Annotated in this window: 15 protein-coding genes; 10 read left to right on the forward strand and 5 right to left on the reverse strand. The window is 72.8% G+C overall.

Annotated features, from left to right (window positions below; translation table 11 throughout):
- Window positions 1-17 precede the first annotated feature (17 nt).
- From OYE22_RS17230 to aac(6'), 8 genes are all read left to right on the forward strand, one after another.
- The gene (locus tag OYE22_RS17230) at window positions 18-1,196 is read left to right on the forward strand and encodes a methyltransferase domain-containing protein (protein WP_277321238.1); all 1,179 of its coding nucleotides are present in this window, start codon (window positions 18-20) and stop codon (window positions 1,194-1,196) included.
- Between the two features lie 207 nt (window positions 1,197-1,403).
- Window positions 1,404-2,633, forward strand: coding sequence for a helix-turn-helix domain-containing protein (locus OYE22_RS17235; RefSeq protein ID WP_277321239.1), 1,230 nt, complete (start codon window positions 1,404-1,406; stop codon window positions 2,631-2,633).
- 101 nt (window positions 2,634-2,734) lie between these two features.
- On the forward strand, window positions 2,735-3,034 hold the full coding sequence (locus OYE22_RS17240) for a hypothetical protein (RefSeq protein ID WP_277321240.1): 300 nt from the start codon (window positions 2,735-2,737) through the stop codon (window positions 3,032-3,034).
- Window positions 3,035-3,199: 165 nt separating this feature from the next.
- The gene (locus OYE22_RS17245; RefSeq protein WP_277321241.1) at window positions 3,200-3,661 is read left to right on the forward strand and encodes a hypothetical protein; all 462 of its coding nucleotides are present in this window, start codon (window positions 3,200-3,202) and stop codon (window positions 3,659-3,661) included.
- Between the two features lie 95 nt (window positions 3,662-3,756).
- The gene (locus OYE22_RS17250) at window positions 3,757-4,578 is read left to right on the forward strand and encodes a phosphotransferase (RefSeq protein WP_277321242.1); all 822 of its coding nucleotides are present in this window, start codon (window positions 3,757-3,759) and stop codon (window positions 4,576-4,578) included.
- 109 nt (window positions 4,579-4,687) lie between these two features.
- Complete coding sequence (locus OYE22_RS17255; protein ID WP_277321243.1) at window positions 4,688-5,233, forward strand: cupin domain-containing protein; 546 nt, start codon at window positions 4,688-4,690, stop codon at window positions 5,231-5,233.
- 79 nt (window positions 5,234-5,312) lie between these two features.
- Complete coding sequence (locus OYE22_RS17260; protein WP_277321244.1) at window positions 5,313-6,104, forward strand: SDR family NAD(P)-dependent oxidoreductase; 792 nt, start codon at window positions 5,313-5,315, stop codon at window positions 6,102-6,104.
- A gap of 75 nt (window positions 6,105-6,179) precedes the next feature.
- The gene (aac(6'), locus tag OYE22_RS17265) at window positions 6,180-6,653 is read left to right on the forward strand and encodes an aminoglycoside 6'-N-acetyltransferase (RefSeq protein ID WP_277321245.1); all 474 of its coding nucleotides are present in this window, start codon (window positions 6,180-6,182) and stop codon (window positions 6,651-6,653) included.
- A gap of 216 nt (window positions 6,654-6,869) precedes the next feature.
- Here the strand turns inward: aac(6') and OYE22_RS17270 are convergent, their stop codons facing one another.
- Complete coding sequence (locus OYE22_RS17270) at window positions 6,870-9,140, reverse strand: excinuclease ABC subunit UvrA (protein WP_277324177.1); 2,271 nt, start codon at window positions 9,138-9,140, stop codon at window positions 6,870-6,872.
- 732 nt (window positions 9,141-9,872) lie between these two features.
- On the opposite strand from OYE22_RS17270, the gene OYE22_RS17275 reads away from it, so the two are divergent.
- Entirely contained in the window at window positions 9,873-10,670 is a 798-nt protein-coding gene (locus OYE22_RS17275) for a VOC family protein (protein WP_277321246.1), read from the forward strand.
- A gap of 91 nt (window positions 10,671-10,761) precedes the next feature.
- Here the strand turns inward: OYE22_RS17275 and OYE22_RS17280 are convergent, their stop codons facing one another.
- The 4 genes from OYE22_RS17280 to OYE22_RS17295 all read right to left on the reverse strand — a co-directional run bounded on the left by OYE22_RS17280 (window position 10,762) and on the right by OYE22_RS17295 (window position 16,439).
- Complete coding sequence (locus tag OYE22_RS17280) at window positions 10,762-11,520, reverse strand: sulfite exporter TauE/SafE family protein (protein WP_277321247.1); 759 nt, start codon at window positions 11,518-11,520, stop codon at window positions 10,762-10,764.
- Between the two features lie 245 nt (window positions 11,521-11,765).
- Window positions 11,766-12,725, reverse strand: a complete 960-nt coding sequence (locus OYE22_RS17285; protein WP_277321248.1) for a hypothetical protein — start codon at window positions 12,723-12,725, stop codon at window positions 11,766-11,768.
- A gap of 321 nt (window positions 12,726-13,046) precedes the next feature.
- Window positions 13,047-14,657 carry an ABC-F family ATP-binding cassette domain-containing protein gene (locus OYE22_RS17290; RefSeq protein WP_277321249.1) on the reverse strand — a complete coding sequence of 537 codons (1,611 nt, stop codon included), beginning with the start codon at window positions 14,655-14,657 and terminating at the stop codon, window positions 13,047-13,049.
- A 156-nt stretch (window positions 14,658-14,813) separates the two neighbouring features.
- Complete coding sequence (locus OYE22_RS17295) at window positions 14,814-16,439, reverse strand: MFS transporter (protein ID WP_277321250.1); 1,626 nt, start codon at window positions 16,437-16,439, stop codon at window positions 14,814-14,816.
- A 96-nt stretch (window positions 16,440-16,535) separates the two neighbouring features.
- Between OYE22_RS17295 and OYE22_RS17300 the strand changes: the two genes are divergently transcribed.
- Window positions 16,536-17,183, forward strand: coding sequence for a TetR/AcrR family transcriptional regulator (locus tag OYE22_RS17300; protein WP_277321251.1), 648 nt, complete (start codon window positions 16,536-16,538; stop codon window positions 17,181-17,183).
- Window positions 17,184-17,220: the final 37 nt, after the last annotated feature.

Genomic DNA, 17,220 nt, shown 5'->3' on the forward strand with positions numbered 1-17,220 from the left:
CGGCTGGGGTCCCGCGCTTGAACTGGCAACTGGTCGCCCAGCGATTGGCGGCCTCCATCGCCGCCCCCACCTCGCGCTGGCGGGAACCACTTGCCGCGACGCCCCGGCACATCCTCGTGCCGCGCTGGTGGGAGTGGGAGGGCGGGCAGTGGTCCCTGCGTGATGGCCAGGCGGACGAGTCCGCCTGGCTGCGTGCCGTCTACGCGGATGACACTCTCGTCACCCGAGTCGGCGTCTTACACGCCGACGCCGCCAACCCCGACGATCACCCCTCCGGCCGCCCCACCTCGTCCAGCACGCTGCCCAGCCTCGTCGTCCGGATGCTGCGCCACGGCCTCCTGTACGACGGCGCCGACGTGGGCCTGATCGGAACCGGTACCGGAACGAGTACCGCTCTCGTCGCCCGTCGGTTCGGGTCGGACCGGGTGACGTCGATGGATGTGGACCCGTACCTGACCGAAGCCGCGACGCGGCGGCTCGACTCGATCGGGCTGGAGCCCAAGGTGGTCACCTGTGACGCCACCGGCCCGTTGCCCGGCACCTTCGACCGCATCGTGTCGTTGGTGGCCCTGCCCAACCTCGCCAGCGTGGTGGCCGCGCTTCGCCCGGGCGGGCGGCTCGTGACCACCCTCGCCCGGATGAACGTGATCGTCACGGCTGACAAGGAGCCGGACGGTAGCGCGCGAGGGCAGGTCGAGTGGGACCGGGCTGGGTTTATGGTCACCCGATCGGGAGCGGACTACCCGCCGGGAGGGGGGAGGCTAGGCGGGCGTCTCCGTGAGCGGGTCGGTCAGGAGGTCACCACCGGCCGGTACCCGGTATTCAACGTGAGTGGCGCATGGGACGTGCAAGCCATGCTGGAGTTGGCCGTCCCCGGCGTGGTGACCGACTACGAGGAAGACGGGGACCAACGAACGTCCTGGCTGGCACACCCTGACGGCTCCTGGGCCCGTGCGAGTGCGCATCGTATCCAGCCTCCCGAGGTGCACCAGGGAGGACCGCAGCGGCTGTGGGCAAGGCTTGAGCGCATTCGACATTGGCTCAACGTGGAGGGCGCTCTCCCCATCTACGGCAGCCGCGTCCACATCACCCCCGACGGGGTCGTCCACTTCGCCCGGGGCGCGTGGCGGGCCTCGTACGGAGACGCAGCGGCGGTAGCCGAAACAGCCGTCCCGACACGGCCGAGTGACCAATAGGGCAAGCCCTCCCCACAGGCGTGAGCTGCCCCCGGACCCGTCGCGTCCCCGTGGTGGGCGCCGGCCTGGTGGCTGCGAGTGCGACCTGCTCCACACCGGCGCGCCGCCATAGGTACCGTTCTGAGAGACGGTCTGAACGGATGGAGCCCTGATGCCCTGCCGATCGCTTGTCCACCGGTGGCCTGCCACGACCTGGGAGGTGCGCTGATGCTGGAGGAAGCCGAAGAGATCGGTCGTCGCGCGCGCCGGGCACGGCTGCGCCTTGGTATGCCGCAGGCCGATCTCGCTGCCGCTCTGAACAAGACCCAGGGCTGGGTGTCCAAGATGGAACGCGGCCTTATCGAGATAGACCGTGTCAGCCTGCTGAACCTGCTCGCATCTGAGCTACACGTGCACCCTAACGACCTGATCGGGCGCCCGTACCAGAGCAGCCCGAGCGAGAATCAGTGGCAGGTCGCTGCCGTGTCCATCCTGCGCGAGCTGCGTCGCTACGACCTCACACCAGTATTCGAGGGCACCCCTCGTCCCTCGCGCGACCTGTGGCGTGAGCTGACACGTCTGCACCGACTACGCGACGCGGCGGCGAACGTCGCCATCTTGCGCGTTCTGCCCGACCTGCTGCGCGAGGCCCGCGCACTGGCCGAAGTCTCCGCCGGGCATGAATGCGAAGAGGCGTATGCCGTGTACGCGGTGGCCTGTAAGTTCGCACACACGGCCGCGCACGCACTCGGGCATCCCGAACTTGTTGCTATGGCCGCAGAGCGCGCCGCATGGTCCGCGAGGCTGTCCGGCGATCCGCTCATGCCAGCGCTCGCCGACTGGATGCGCGTTTGGGACATGTGGGCAACGGCGGATTGGGCCGACTCTCTCGACCTGTCCGACAAGGCGCTTGCCAGCATCCAGGACCGGTATGACCGTGGTGAGCTGCCCGCCTTGCGCATGTGGGGCGCGCTGCAACTGCGCGCTGCTGTCGCCGCGGCGCGCGCAAACCGGGCGGGGGATGCCGAAGATCGCATCGGCGATGCCCGTGATGCGGCCAACCGAATGAGCAGCTACCAGGGCCCACCGGTCTACGACCGTCACTCGGTTACGTTCTCGCCCGGCAACGTTCAGATCCACGCGATCAGCGTCGCCCTTGAGAACGGCGACCAGGCCAAGGCACTTGCCATCCACCGACGCACGAGCCCGGACGTCGTGGCCAGCCTGCCCAACTCTCGTCAGGGTCACCACCACATGGATCTCGCCCGTGCCTGGCTGTGGGACGGCAGTCGTGACCGGGCGCTTGCTTCGTTGGAGACCGCTGAGCGGATCGCGCCGCAACTTGTGCGCAACCATCCCATCGCCCGGTCGACGCTGCGCAGCATCGTCCACGCTGAGCGCGCGGCGACGCGCGAGAAGCTTCGGCGGATGTCCGACCGTTTTCACCTGGACGGATAAGGGTCGTATTCCTCGGATTCATATTGGGCGCCTGAAGGGCTCCTAGCTTCAAGGGCATGACAGGCCGACGAGTCACTCATCTCCCTTGTCAAGCTTCCGAGTTGGGAGCCACAGCTCCGTTCTATCCGCGACTGGGCGACCTCGCTCGTGACACCACCCGCGACGGCCGGATCGGGGTCGTGGTGGCCCTACCTCAGTCGGGAACGACCACGTACCACTTGCGTTCGGCTCGCGGCGGCGACGAGTGGTCCGCGCCCGCTGACGGCACCACGCTGGAGCCCGTGCCTGCGGCGCTGACGCACGTCACCGCGCCCCCGCGCGATGTGGTCTACGACCACCGCACCGAGCAGGGCGTGATGCCCGTCAAGGTGCGCTATGAGGACGGCGGTCCCCGGCGGTAGGGAGCTCTGTGCCCACAAGGCCACCCGTCCTGCTCCCTACCCCATCGATGCCGCTACGTCCGCGGCAGTCCAGAACTCCCGCCCACCCGGTTGACTGGCCAGCCCCAGGTAGGCGGGACGCACGACGCACGTCCGACGCACCACCCGATCAAGGAGGCAAGGACCGTGACCGTAGTACAGCAACGTCCCGCGACCGACGCCCGCACGCTGCTCCCCGCCGAGCTGCGTGAGACCCTCGCACAGAACGTGCGCGTCAAGTTCCCGCAGATGACCGAGGAGTACGCACACCGCGGCGTTGGGCAGATGCTCGCTTTCCTCGCGGCCGGCGCGCACAGCGACACCCCGCTCAGCCCTTCGCCACTGGTCGACGACTTCTGGCATGCCTTCCTGCTGCACACCAAGGCGTATCAGGAGTTCTGCGCACATACGCTCGGTAAGTTCGTGCACCACCAGCCGGGATTCCTCGACAAGGAGGAACACGGCGGCGGCAAGGCGCTGCGTGCTCAGACCATGGAGGCGATCACCGCGATCGGGTTCGTGGTCGACGCGGAGTTCTGGCCCGAACTGGACATCGCCGACTGCTCGCAGTGCCACGCCAACTGCCACAACAGCCCCAAGCACGGCTGACAGTTCCGCGCCGACCCCCGACTTGTGCCAGGCTCTGGCAGAGCCGGGGGCCGGCTTCCGTACTGCACGAGACACGGCACGAGGAGAGACCACGGGTGGATCGCACCGCATGGACGGAACTCCCGTCCGCAGCACGAGAGGCGGTCGAGAAGCTCGCAGGGCCGATCGAACGCGGCGAGACCGCCGATAGCGGTGTCATGTCGCGCCTCGCCTGCACGTTGCACACCACCGCATCACGGGTGTTCCTCAAGGGCACGCGTCTCGATGACGAGACGGCTTGGTTGTACGACTACGAGGCGCGAGTCACCCGATCGGCACCGCGTGCCCCTCGTGTGCTGTGGCAGGTCGAGGCGGGTGGGTGGCTGTTGATCGGCTACGAGTTCCTTGAGGGGCGGCACCCTCAACTCGCGCCCGCATCAGATGACCTGGCAGCGCTGGTTGACATGCTCACCATGCTGTCGAGCACCCCGTGGCCCACCGAGGTACGCAAGAAGCCGTTGCACGTGCGATGGGCTGGCTTCTACCCCGACGACTGCGCGCAGTACCTCCAGGGCACGGCACTAACTCATACCGATGTGTCGCCGCTGAACATGCTCGTCACTGCTGACGGCATCCGGCTGCTCGACTGGGCGCTCGCCTGTCCCGGGCCGGACTGGGCCGACACCGCCTTTTCTGTCGTGCGTCTCGTGCACGCCGGGCACTCCCCCGAGCAAGCCGAGCAGGTGGCTCGCGCGGTGCCGGCCTACCGAGCGGCTGCTCCCGCAGCCGTCAGCACCTTCGCGCACGCCCTGCATGCCGTCTGGGCGAGCAGGGAGAAGGCGGACCCGCTACCGCACCGGGCCGCGCTTACGGCTGCGGCTCGCGCGTGGGCTGATCACCGGGCGCTGATCGGGGGCTGTGATCAGGTGACGGCGTAGGTGGTGGGTGGGCAGGGGAACGATCTCGGGAACCGCCCCGACATGCCCCACTGCCCCACCCCACCCCACCCCCGTACGCTGGCCCCCGACCGTCAGTGGAGGGCCGCACATGACCAGCGACAGCAGCTCCGACGCCTCAGACACCCAGTCCCGTCTCGCCGGCGCGAGCCGACGGCCCACCCCCGGCCAACTCGTCGCGCACTACGGACTGGAGCCGATACCGCGCGAGGGTGGGCGGTACCTGCGGACGTGGGCTGGGGCGGAGCGGGTCGACGGGCGGCCGGAGGGGTCGGCCATCGTCGTGTTGCTGACCGACGACGCCGACGGGTACTCGGCCATGCACCGGCTGGCCTCCGACGAGACGTGGCACTTCTACCTCGGTGACCCGATCGAGCTGCTGCTCCTGGCGCCCGACGGGTCGGACCGTACGGTGGTGCTCGGGCCCGACGTCCTGGGCGGGCAGCACGTGCAGTTCACCGTGCCCGCCGGCACCTGGATGGGTGGGGCCGTCGCGGGTGGCGGGGCGTGGGCGTTGCTCGGGTGCACGATGGCGCCCGGGTTCACGGACGACACGTACGAGCACGGCGACGCCGACGACCTCACCGCCCGCTACCCGCGCGTGGCCGAGCGGGTGCGCGCGCTGTGCCGGCCGTGAGGCGGGCGCGCGCGGCGGGTAACACCCTTCGGGACATGCGGCCCGTAGCCCTGCGAGCGAACCGAGAGGCGTACCCGACGTGAACCAACCCAGCACACACCCCACCCACCTGCCCGACCTCAGCGGGCAGGTGGCGCTGGTCACCGGGGCCGGTGGGTGGATCGGGAAGGGGATCGCGCGGCGGTTCGCGGCGGCGGGCGCGGCCGTCGTCGCGCACTACCGGAACAGCGAGGACGCCGCCCGCGCGCTGGTCGCGGAGATCGACGACGCGGGCGGGGCCGCGCTGGCGCTGGGTGCCGACCTCGCCGACGAGGCGGAGTGCCATCGGCTGGTGCGGGAGGCCGCCGCCTGGCGCGGTGACCGGCTGACCGCACTGGTCAACAACGCCGGCGTGCAGCCCGTACAGCCGTTGCCCGGCATGACGCTCGCCGACTGGTCCGCCGTCGTGGACACCAACCTGCGCGCCACCTTCGCCTGCACCCAGGCCGCGGCGGAGGTCATGCGCGCGGGCGGCGGCGGCACGGTCACGCACATCGCCTCCATCGAGGCGAGCCAGCCCGCGCCCGGCCACGCGCACTACAACGCCGCCAAGGCCGCCGTCGCGATGCACGCGCGGTCGGCGGCGCTGGAGTACGGGCCGTACGGGATCCGGGTCAACTCCGTCTCGCCCGGGCTGATCGGTCGCCCGGGACTCGCCGACGCCTGGCCCGACGGCGTGCGCCGCTGGGAGGCCGCCGTGCCGGCCGGGCGGCTGGGACGGGCCGAGGACGTCGGCGACGCGTGCGTGTTCCTCGCCTCGCCGATGGCCTCGTTCGTCACGGGCCACGACCTGGTGGTGGACGGGGGCGTGTCGGCGCGGCCGACCTGGTGAGGGTTGTGCGGCGGACCCGTAACCGCAACCCGAGCCGGCGGCTGGCCCTCACGGACCGTTCGGCAGACTACGGACATGGAGTTGCGGGGAGCGAAGGTCGTGTTGCGGTCCACTCACGATGCCGACATCACGCAGTTGGACGCCATCGTGCGCGAACCCGAGGTCGCGGCGTGGTGGTCTCCACCCGAGGACTACGGCGCGATGTTGTCCGTCGTCTTCGCGGATGAGGTGATCGGGGCCGTGCAGTACGAGGAGGAGGCCGCCCCGGAGTTCCGGCACGCCAGCATCGACATCTTCCTGACCGCTCGGCTGCACGGGAAGGGCCTCGGCACGGACGCGGTGCGCACGCTGGCACGCTGGCTGGTGCACGAGCGCGGCCACCACCGGCTGACCATCGACCCGGCTGCCGCCAACACCGCCGCGATCCGCAACTACGGGAAGGTCGGTTTCAAACCGGTCGGTGTCATGCGGGCGTACGCGCGCGACCACCGCACGGGCGAGTGGCGCGACGGGCTGTTGATGGACCTGCTGGCGGACGAACTGCTGTGAGCCGAGGCCGGCCCGGCCTGCCTTGACCGGACCAGCCCCTCCGGCACCGTGCGGCGGCCCCCCCGGCCGGCGCCGCGCCGGAGCCGCCCCCGCCCGAAGCCCAAAGCCCAACCCCGGCCGGAGACCGAAGCGGCCCCCGGCCGGGGGCCAGGCAAGGGGTCGGCCGGGGCAGCGGTCCCGGCCAACGTGCGGTCATCGGCGGCTGAGGCGCACGCCTCAGCCGCCCACGTACTCCCGCAGGTGCTCGGCCGTCAGCGTCTCGCCCTTGGCGACCAGGTCGGCCGGGGTGCCCTCGAAGATGACGCGACCGCCGTCGTGGCCGCCGCCGGGGCCCAGGTCGATGAGCCAGTCGGCGTGGGCCATGACGGCCTGGTGGTGCTCGATGACCACGACCGTGTTGCCGGCGTCCACCAACTGGTCCAGCAGGGCCAGGAGTTTGTCCACGTCGGCGAGGTGGAGGCCGGTCGTCGGCTCGTCCAGGACGTACGTCGAGGACTTCTCGGCCATGTGGATGGCCAGCTTGAGGCGCTGGCGCTCGCCGCCGGAGAGGGTGTTGAGCGGCTGGCCGAGGCGCAGGTAGCTCAGGCCCACGTCGCGCAGCCGGCCGAGGATGGTGTGGGCCTGGCCGGTGGGGAAGAACGCGTACGCCTCGGCGACCGAAAGGCCCAGCACCTCGCTGATGTTCTTGCCGCGCAGGGTGTACGTCAGCACCTCGGGCGTGAACCGCTTGCCCTCGCACTCCTCGCAGGTCGAGGCGACGCCGGCCATCATCGCGAGGTCGGTGTAGACGAGGCCGATGCCGTTGCAGTTCGGGCAGGCGCCCTCCGAGTTGGCGCTGAACAGGGCCGGCTTGACGCCGTTCGCCTTGGCGAAGGCCGTACGGATCGGGCCGAGCAGGCCGGTGTAGGTGGCCGGGTTGGAGCGGCGGGAGCCGCGGATGGGGGACTGGTCGGCGACGACCACGCCCTCCCGGTTGCTCAGGTAGCCGTGGATCAGCGAACTCTTCCCCGAGCCGGCGACGCCGGTGACCACCGTGAGGACGCCCACCGGGACGTCCACGTCCACGTTCTTCAGGTTGTGCGCGTCGGCGCCACGGATCTCGATCCGGCCGCGCGGCTCGCGGGGCCGCTCGCGCAGCCGCGCCCGGTGGCCCAGGTGGCGGCCGGTGAGCGTGTCGGAGGCGCGCAGGCCGGCCACGTCGCCCGCGTAACAGAGCTGGCCGCCCTCGGAGCCCGCGCCCGGGCCCAGGTCGACGACGTGGTCGGCGATCGCGATCACCTCCGGCTTGTGCTCCACGACCAGCACCGTGTTGCCCTTGTCGCGCAGCCGCAGCAGCAGGTCGTTCATCCGCCGGATGTCGTGCGGGTGCAGGCCGACGGTCGGCTCGTCGAAGACGTACGTCACGTCCGTGAGGCTGGAGCCCAGGTGGCGCACCATCTTCACGCGCTGCGCCTCGCCGCCGGACAGGGTGCCGGAGGCGCGGTTGAGGCTGAGGTAGCCGAGGCCGATCTCGACCAGCGACTCCAGGAGTTCGCGCAGCGACGTGACGATCGGGCCGACGGAGGCGTCGGAGATCTCCCGTACGAACGCGGCCAGGTCGCTGATCTGCATCGCGGAGCACTCGGCGATGTTCACGCCGTTGATCGTGGACGACAGGGCGGCGGCGCTGAGCCGGGAGCCGGCGCAGGCCGGGCAGGCGGCGAAGACCACCGCGCGGTCCACGAAGGCGCGCAGGTGGGCCTGCATCGACTCGCGGTCCTTGCTGAGGTAGACCCGCTGGACCTTGGTGACCAGGCCCTCGTATGTGATGTTGTTGGAGCCGATCTTGAGCTTGGTGCTCGGCTTGTGGAGGAAGTCCTCCCACTCGCTCTCGGTGAAGTCCCGCAGCTTGGTGTCCGGGTCGTACAGCCCGGAGCCCGCCATGACCTGCCAGTACCAGGAGTCCACGGCGAACCCGGGGACCGTTATCGCGCCCTCGTTGAGCGACTTGTCGCGGTCCACGAGCTGCTCGACGTCGATCTTCGAGACCTCGCCGACGCCCTCGCACTCGGGGCACATGCCCTCCGCCACGTTGAAGCTGAACGCGCTGGAGGTGCCGATGTGCGGGGTGCCCAGGCGGCTGAAGATGATGCGCAGCATCGTGTACGCGTCGGTCGCGGTGCCCACCGTGGAGCGGGAGTTGGCGCCCATCCGCTCCTGGTCCACGACGATCGCCGCGCTCAGGTTGTGCAGCGCGTCAACGTCCGGGCGGCCCAGGCTCGGCATGAACGACTGGACGAACGCCGTGTACGTCTCGTTGATCAGCCGCTGCGACTCGGCCGCGATGGTGCCGAAGACCAGCGAGGACTTGCCGGACCCGGAGACCCCGGTGAACACCGACAGGCGCCGCTTGGGCAGGTCGAGCGAGACGTTCCGCAGGTTGTTCTCGCGGGCGCCGCGCACCTGGATCACCGAGTGCTGGTCGGCCGCGGTGGTGGCTATCGCCATCGCCGCCTCGGTGGCCTCGGTCGCCGTGCCTGCGGGCGTCGCGGTGGCCGGCGTGGCCTGGGCGGCCTGTGCTGCCTGGGAGGCCGGCGTCACCGCCGGCGGGGTGGGCGTCGTGCCCGGGCCCGTGGTCGGGGTGAGGGAGACGGGCGGGTTGAGCGGCGGTACGGCGGGCATGGCGGATCTCCTCTTCTTGCCGGGCTCGGCGGCGCGGCTTCTTACCCGGGCTCGGTGGCGCGGCGACGCGCTGACGCGGCGGACGCGACGGCGCGGTGGCACGACGGCGCGCGAGCGCGACGGCGTGCCGGCATGGCAGCGCGACGGCACCGGGCACGGCGGGACGGAAAAAAGCGGGACGGTGCGCAGACATTACCTCCTCCGGGAAGTGCCGCGCGCGTTTTTCCGGCTCGATCCGTTGCCGGCGAGATTGCCGTTTTCGCCTACCGGAACACACGTTCTCGCCTGTCGGAATTAAGGCCCGGAATTCCGCTATGCGGACCGTGAATGACCTCGATGTGGTGGAGGAATTGGCCGCGTCGCTCGGTGGCCGGCAGGCCGCGAACCGCTAGCGTGGGCACCCCCGTTGACCGGCTCATACGCCGGGCCGGCCGTGGTGAGTCGCGGGTTACGGCCCGACAATTCCGTACCGGCGGCAAAGGGGAACCGACTGACGAGAGTGCGGAACGGAACCGCCCACCGGCCGGCGGGCGTGGCGACCGAGAGGACATGTGGACCATGACCACCTTCGCGACAGGAACACCGTGTTGGGCCGACGCGATGTTCACCGATTTCGAGGGCGCCAAGACCTTTTACGGGGATGTGCTCGGCTGGACCTTCGGCGAGAGTTCGACGGAGTACGGCAACTACACGCAGGCGTACGCGGACGGCAAGGCGGTGGCCGCCGTCGTGCCGCCCATGCCGGGCGCGGAGGAGCGGTCCGCGTGGTGCCTGTACTTCGCGTCGGACGACGCGGCGGCGACCGCCGAGGCGATCCGGGCGGCCGGCGGCGAGGTGGTGATGGGGCCGATGCGGGTCAGCGAGTTCGGGACGATGGTGATCGCCCGCGACCCGAGCGGGGTCGCCTTCGGCGTCTGGGAGGCGGGCCAGCACAAGGGGTTCGAGAAGGTCGCCGAGCCCGGCGCGTACTGCTGGGCCGAGGTGTACACGCGCCAGCCAGGGCGGTCCGACGCGTTCTTCGCCGCCGTCTTCCCCTACCGCGCGCAGCAGGTGGACGACGAGCAGATGGACTTCCGGGTCTTCAGCCTCGGCGAAGACCCGGTGCTCGGCCGGATGGCGATGGGCGAGGACTTCCCGGCCGAGGTGCCCTCGCACCTCCAGGTCTACTTCGCCGTGGACGACTGCGACGCGGCCGTGGCCCGGGCGACCGCCGGTGGCGGCCAGGTGCACTTCGGCCCGATGGACACCCCGTACGGCCGGTTCGCGTCCCTCGCCGACCCGCAGGGCGCCGGCTTCGCCGTGATCGACGTGACCAGGACGGCGGGCGAGACGCCGAAGATGACCGACGTGACGTGAGGGGGCGTGAGGCAGGGCGCGGCGCGAGGTGGGGCGCGGGGCCGGCCGCTCCGGGGGCGTGCGGGCGGCCGGGGCCGGGGCGGCCGGGGACTCAGCGCACTATCACCGCCACGGACGCGGTGAGGCCGACGGCCACGATGATGCCGCGCAGCACGGTCGGCGACAGCTTGCGGCCGATGCGGGCGCCGATCAGGCCGCCGATCGTGGCGCCGGTGGCGACCACCGCGGCGGCGGCCCACGAGACGTCCGCGACGATGATGAAGACGACCGCGGCCACGCCGTTGACGACGGAGCCGAGCACGTTCTTCACCGCGTTCAGGCGTTGCAGGTCCTCGTCCAGGAACGCGCCGAAGATACCCATCATCAACACGCCCTGGGCCGCGCCGAAGTATCCGCCGTACACCCCCGTGCCCAGCACGCCGCACCACACCGGTACGCCGCCGTCCTTGTGCCGGGGGCCGCTCTTGCGGTTGCTCAGCCAGCGGTTGAGGCGCGGTTGCAGCAGGACGAGCACGCAGGCGATCAGGATGAGGGCGGGCAGCACGGCGTCGAAGGTCGACTCGGGCAGCTTGAGCAGCAGCAGGGAGCCGATCAGCCCGCCGATGAGCGAGGCGACGGCGAACCGCAGCACGCGCCCGCGCTGCCCGCGCAGCTCGCGCCGGTAGCCGTACGCGGCGCTGATCGAGCCGGGCACCAGGCCGATGTTGTTGGAGACGTTGGCGACCACGGGCGGGTAGCCGAAGGCCAACAGGGTGGGGAAGGTGACGAGGGTCCCGGAGCCGACGACCGCGTTCATGCCACCGGCCACGACGCCCGCGGCCCCGATGGCCACCGCCTCAAGCGCTTCCACGGATCATCCTCCGATCGCTCGCGGCGCCGGAGGCTCCGGCTCGCGCCGGGCGCCGGCGTGCGCCGGGCCCGCCAGAGATCGTCATCCGTGGTGAAAGCCCACGTCAATCCTCGACATCGCTTGCGGGTCCCCCAGCGCTGGCTTGGCCCAGGGGTCGGCGGACCACCCGGGGGAGGCGGGCCGGGCGCGGGTTGGGGCCGCGGGTTCGGGGGGCGGGTTCGGGAGGTGGTGGGCTCGGTTCGCGCTCAGGTGGCGGGCGCGGGCGCCGTCTCGTGTCGGAGGGCGAGGGCGCGGGCGGCGGGGACGCAGTCCTGGGCGGCCTGCGCGTACTGCGCCAACTGCCGGGTCAGCCCCTCGACCTGGGCGGAGAGCTGGTCGTACTCGATCATCTCGGCCGGCGTCCACGGGCCGTCCTTGTCGCTCAGCCGCTCCGCGTGCGCCTTGGCCACCAGCGTCGCGTCGATGGCCGCGAGCGCGGCGTGCAGCCGGGCCAGCACGTCGGCGGGCGCGCCCCCGAGCAGGACGGTGAGCTGCTCGGACGTCGGCAGCGTGGGCACCTGGTGGTCGGCCCAGCGGTTGCCCCACAGGCGGTGGCGCCGCGCGTCGGGCTGGCCGTCCTCGTACACCGTCACCGCGCCCCGCGCGTCCCGCCCGATGCGTACGCCGCTGCGCACGGCCAGGTCGGCGACCATCTCGGACAGCCCGTCGCCGTTGTCGTGCATGTGCGCGCCGAGTTCGATGAGTTGGCGGGAGTGGTCGGAGATCTTGGGCAGGTGGGTCAGGTCCTCGTCGTCCATGGCGATCTCGGGGTTGGCGGCCACCATGCGGGCCTCGTGCGGCGCGGCGTGGCAGGCGGCGGTGACCAGGGCGACCGTCGCCGCGTCGGCCCACCAGGAGACGAAGGCGCGCGCGGCCTCCCGGTGGCCGAGGGCCGAGTGGGCCGAGAGCCTGGCCCGGGCCGAGGCGAGCGCCGAGGTCGGCGCGTACACGCTGCGGCCCGCCGCGCGGTCGCGGACCATCGTCTCCTCGTCGGCGTCGGTCAGCTCCTCCATCCGCCGCTCCACCGCCTCGGCCTCGGCCAGCACCTGGCGGGCGGCCGAGCCGAGTTCGGCGAGGAGGGCGTCGACGGCGTCGGGGGAGAGCGCGCCCCGCCCGCCCGAGGCCGCGTCGGGGTGCTGGTCGTCTTGCGGAGCGGGACCTTGCACGGGAGAGCACCTCCGGTCAGCGGAACCAGCCACCAGGTTCACCAACGCGCCAAGCTAGGGCCCCGCGTCCAGCCGCAGCGCCGCAACGAAGCGGCGATCACCCGTACGGGGGAAATGCTCGGCGGGTCCGGATCGCCGGCACGTACGGTGCGGGCCCGCGCGGTCGCGCATGGCCGGCCCCCGCGCGGCCCCGTACGCGCCGGGGCCGCGCGGCCCCGTACGCGCCGGGGCCGCGCGGCCGGGCCCGGCGCCCTCGGGGGTGGGGCGCCGGGTGGTGGGTGGCGGCTGGCGCCGGGCCCGCGCGGGAGCGACCGGGTGCGGTTACGACAGGCCCACCAGCTCCAGGTACTCCTCGTTCCACAGGTCCTCGTCCGCGTCCGGCAGCAGCAGGACGCGGTCCGGGCGCAGGGCGGCGATGGCGCCCTCGTCGTGGGTGACCATGACGATCGCGCCCGGGTAGGTGCCGACCGCGCCGAGCACCTCGTCCCGGGACGCGGGGTCGAGGTTGTTGGTCGGCTCGTCGAGGAGGAGCACGTTCGCGCCGGAGTGCACCAGGCCGGCCAGCGCGAGCCGGGTCTTCTCGCCGCCGGAGAGCACGCCGGCCGGCTTGGCCGCGTCGTCCCCGCTGAACAGGAACGCGCCGAGCACCCGCCGCACCTCGCCGTCGGTGAGGTGCGGGGCGGCGCTCGCCAGGTTCTCCCAGACGGTCCGGGCGCCGTCCAGCGTGTCGTGTTCCTGCGCGAAGTAGCCGAGCCGCAGCCCCGGGCCGTGCACGACGCGGCCCGCGTCGGGCCGTTCACGGCCGGCCAGCAACCGCAGCAACGTCGTCTTCCCGGCGCCGTTCAGGCCGAGCACCACAAGGCGGCTGCCCCGGTCCACGGCCAGGTCGACGCCGTCCAGCACGCGGCGCCGCCCGTACGCCTTGACCAGGCTGACCGCGCCGAGCGGCATCCGCCCGCACGGGGCCGGCTCCGGCAGCCGGAACCTGGCCACCTTCTCGCGCCGGCGGGCCGGTTCGAGGTCGGCGAGCATCCGGTCGGCGCGGCGGACCATGTTTCTGGCGGCCACCGCCGTCGCCACCCGGGCCCGCATCTTCTCCGCCTGCGCGTGCAGGGTGGCCGCCTTGCGCTCGGCGTTCGCCCGCTCCCGGCCGCGCCGCCGCTCCTCGGCCTCCCGCTGCGTGAGATAGGTCCGCCAGCCGGTGTTGTGCACGCTCAGGCCGGCGCTGTCCGGGTCGAGGTGGAAGACCCGGTTGACGGTGTCGGCGATCAACCCGGTGTCGTGGCTGATCAGTACGAGGCCGCCCTGGTGCGCCGCGAGGAAGGCGCGCAACCAGGTGACGGAGTCGGCGTCCAGGTGGTTGGTCGGCTCGTCGAGCAGCAGCGTGCCCTGCCCGGCGAACAGGATGCGGGCCAGCTCGACGCGGCGCCGCTGGCCGCCGGAGAGTTCGCCGACGGGCCGGCCCATGGCCTCGTCGGGCAGTCCGAGGCCGGCCGCGACCCGGGCGGCCTCCGCCTCGGCCGCGTACCCGCCGCGCGCCTGGAACTCGGCCTCGGCCCGCGCGTACGCGTCCATGGCCCGCCGCTGCGCGCCGGGGTTCGCCGCGTCGGCCATGGCGGTCTCGGCGGCGCGCAACGCGGCGACCGCCCGGTCGAGGGCGCGGCCGGAGAGCACCCGGTCGGCGACGGTGGTGGCGGGGTCGGCGGCCCGCGGGTCCTGCGGGAGGTAGCTGACCGGGCCGGTGCGGGTGATGCTGCCGGCGACGGGCCCGGGCTGGCCGGCCTGCCCGGCCAGCAGGGTCAGCAGGGTGGACTTGCCCGCGCCGTTGCGGCCGACTAGGCCGACGCGGTCGCCGGGGGCGATGTGGAAGGAGATGTCGGACAGCAGCAGACGGGCGCCGACGCGCACGTCGAGACCGCGAACAGTGATCATGGGGAGACGCTCCGGATAAGCAAAAGGACACACGGGTGGTGTGGAAGCGGGTCCTTGAGCTAGGAGATCCGGGGCGTGGACATGTCGCCAGGCTAGTTGGCGGGCGGCGCGGAGCGCATCCGTAATTCGCCGGGGGCGCCCAGCGGGGCGCGGTCGCTAGCGGGTGGCCTCGGCCCCCGTGGGTGGGTTCGGCGGCTCGCCGTCCGGGGCGTCCGTGGCCCGGGCGGGTGGGCTGGGCGGCAGCGCGGCGGCCAGGGCCGCGACCAGCGCGCACAGGCCGGCGATGGCCCAGAACGCGCGTTGGTAGCCGGCGACCGCGCCGGCCGCGGTGCCCGCGACCGAGACCAGCGCCGCGAGGCCGAACGTCCCGCCCACCTGCCGGGCGGCGTTCATCAGGCCCGACGCGGCGCCCGCGGCGTCGGGCGCGACCCCGGAGGTGACGGTGGTGGTGATCGGGGTGATCAACAGGCCCATCCCGGTGGCCATCACCAGGCCCGGACCGAGCAGCCCGGTCACGTAGTCGCTGTGCGGCCCGAGCGCGCTCTGCCACAGGAAGCCGGCCGCCGCGAGCAGGGCGCTAACCGCGATCAGCGCGCGGGCGCCGACGCGCCGCATCGCGAGCGGGGCGAGCCGGGCCGCCACGATGCCGGCCAGGGTGTGCGGCAGGAAGCCGAGGCCGGTGGCGAGCGCCCCGTAGTGCAGGACGTCCTGCATGTACAGGGACAGGAAGTACCACATCGGGATGAAGCACGCCCCGGCCAGCAGCATCACCGCGTTGCCCACCCGCACGCCCGGGGCGCGCAGCAGCGCGCGCGGGATCAGTGGGTCGCCCGCGTGCCGCGCCTCCACCCACCACAGCCCGGCCAGCGCCAGCGCCCCGCCGCCGAGCCCGGCCAGCGTGGCCGGGCCGGCCCAGCCGTGCCGCTCGGCCTGGGTCACGCCGAAGACGAGGCCGGTCACGCCGATCGTGGCCAGCGCCGCGCCCGGCACGTCCAGCCGCCGGGCCGCCGCGCGGGCCCGGTCGGCGGGCAGCAGCCGCAGCGCGAGCAGGCCGGTCAGTAGCCCGATCGGCGCGTTGATCAGCAGCGTCCAGCGCCAGGACAGCGACTGGGTGAGCACCCCGCCGACCAGGTTGCCGGCCGCGCCGCCGGCCGAGCTGACGGCGGTCCAGGTGGCCAGTGCCCGGGAGCGGCCCTGCCCCTCGGCGAAGGTGGTGGTCAGGATGGTCAGGGTGGCCGGCGCGAGGACGGCGGCGCCCAGGCCCTGGACGGCCCGCATGGCGATGAGCACGCCGGGCGCCCCCGCGAGCCCCCCGACCAGGCTGGAGAGCGAGAACAGCGCGAGCCCGCAGAGGAAGACCCGGCGCCTGCCGTACAGGTCGGCGAGCCGCCCGCCGAGCAGCAGCAGGCCGGCGAAGGCGATGGCGTACGCGCCGACGACCCACTGGAGCGCCACCGCGTCGAAGCCGAGCGAGTCCTTGATCGACGGCAGCGCGACGTTCACCACGGACACGTCGAGGATGACCATGAACTGCGCGGCGCACGCGAGCGCGAGCACGGCGCGCCGCCCGCCGCCCCGCGCGCCCTGACTGGCCTCTCGGTCTTGCGCGCCCTGGCGGTCCCGCGCGCCCTCCGCGCCCTGACCTTCGGGCGCCGGGCCGCCCGCGTCGCCACCCGTTCCGCTCGCCGCGTCGCCGGCCGCCCCGCCCCGCTCGGGGCCGGGCGGCCGGCCCGCCGTGGTCGGTGGGGGCCGGCGTGGGTCGCCCGCCTCGTGCTCCGCCATGGCACCCGCCTCCCGAGTTTTATGGTACGGCGGTATCATAAAGGTTCCGGGGCGCGTTGGGGAGCCGCCCCGACCGACGAGCAGGGGAGGCCGGCGGTGCCCAAGACCGTCGATCACGCCGAGCGCCGGGCGCGGATCACCGAAGCGCTGGTACGGGTCGCCGCGCGTACGGGCCTGCACACGGTCACCCTGCGCGCGGTCGCGGCCGAGGCCGGCGTGTCGCTGCGGCTGGTGCAGTACTACTTCGAGACCAAGGCCAACCTCGTCCACGCGACCCTGCGCACCCTGGAGCGGCAGAGCCAGCGGCGCTGGGCGGACCGGCTGGCCGGACTGCCGAGGCCGGTCACGGCGCGGGCGTTCACCGAGGCGTTCTGCGCCGAGGCGCTGCCCACCGACGAGCCGAGCCGCGCCTTCCACCTGATCTGGACCTCGTACGCGGTGCTCGCGATGACCGACCCGGAGCTGGCCGCGCGCCCCTTCGTGGCCGGCCCCAACCACCTTGAGGCCCGGCTCGCCGACGCGCTCGCGGCGGCGCGCGCCGCCGGTGAGCTGCCCCCCACCGCCGACCCCGCCGTCGAGGCCGCCCGACTGCTGGCCCTCAGCCACGGCCTCGGCACCAGCGTCCTGGTCGGCCAGCGCCCACCCGAGGCGGCGCTGGCCGTGCTCCGCCACCACCTCGCGGAGCTGTTCGACCAGCGGGCGGCGGGGGGTGGGGCGCCGCCGCCGGACGGGGCCCGGTCGTAGACGGGCAGCGGGGCGGCGGGGCAGCGGGGGGCGGGAT

Source organism: Streptomyces sp. 71268, assembly GCF_029392895.1.
Taxonomy (GTDB): Bacteria; Actinomycetota; Actinomycetes; order Streptomycetales; family Streptomycetaceae; genus Streptomyces.

What these genes read in the sequence shown, in the direction of transcription:
- OYE22_RS17290 (WP_277321249.1), bottom strand. Translation starts at nt 14,657, where the DNA reads ATGATCACTGTTCGCGGTCTCGACGTGCGCGTCGGCGCCCGTCTGCTG.
- OYE22_RS17255 (WP_277321243.1), top strand. Translation starts at nt 4,688, where the DNA reads ATGACCAGCGACAGCAGCTCCGACGCCTCAGACACCCAGTCCCGTCTC.
- OYE22_RS17295 (WP_277321250.1), bottom strand. Translation starts at nt 16,439, where the DNA reads ATGGCGGAGCACGAGGCGGGCGACCCACGCCGGCCCCCACCGACCACG.
- OYE22_RS17270 (WP_277324177.1), bottom strand. Translation starts at nt 9,140, where the DNA reads ATGGCGATAGCCACCACCGCGGCCGACCAGCACTCGGTGATCCAGGTG.
- OYE22_RS17235 (WP_277321239.1), top strand. Translation starts at nt 1,404, where the DNA reads ATGCTGGAGGAAGCCGAAGAGATCGGTCGTCGCGCGCGCCGGGCACGG.
- OYE22_RS17275 (WP_277321246.1), top strand. Translation starts at nt 9,873, where the DNA reads ATGACCACCTTCGCGACAGGAACACCGTGTTGGGCCGACGCGATGTTC.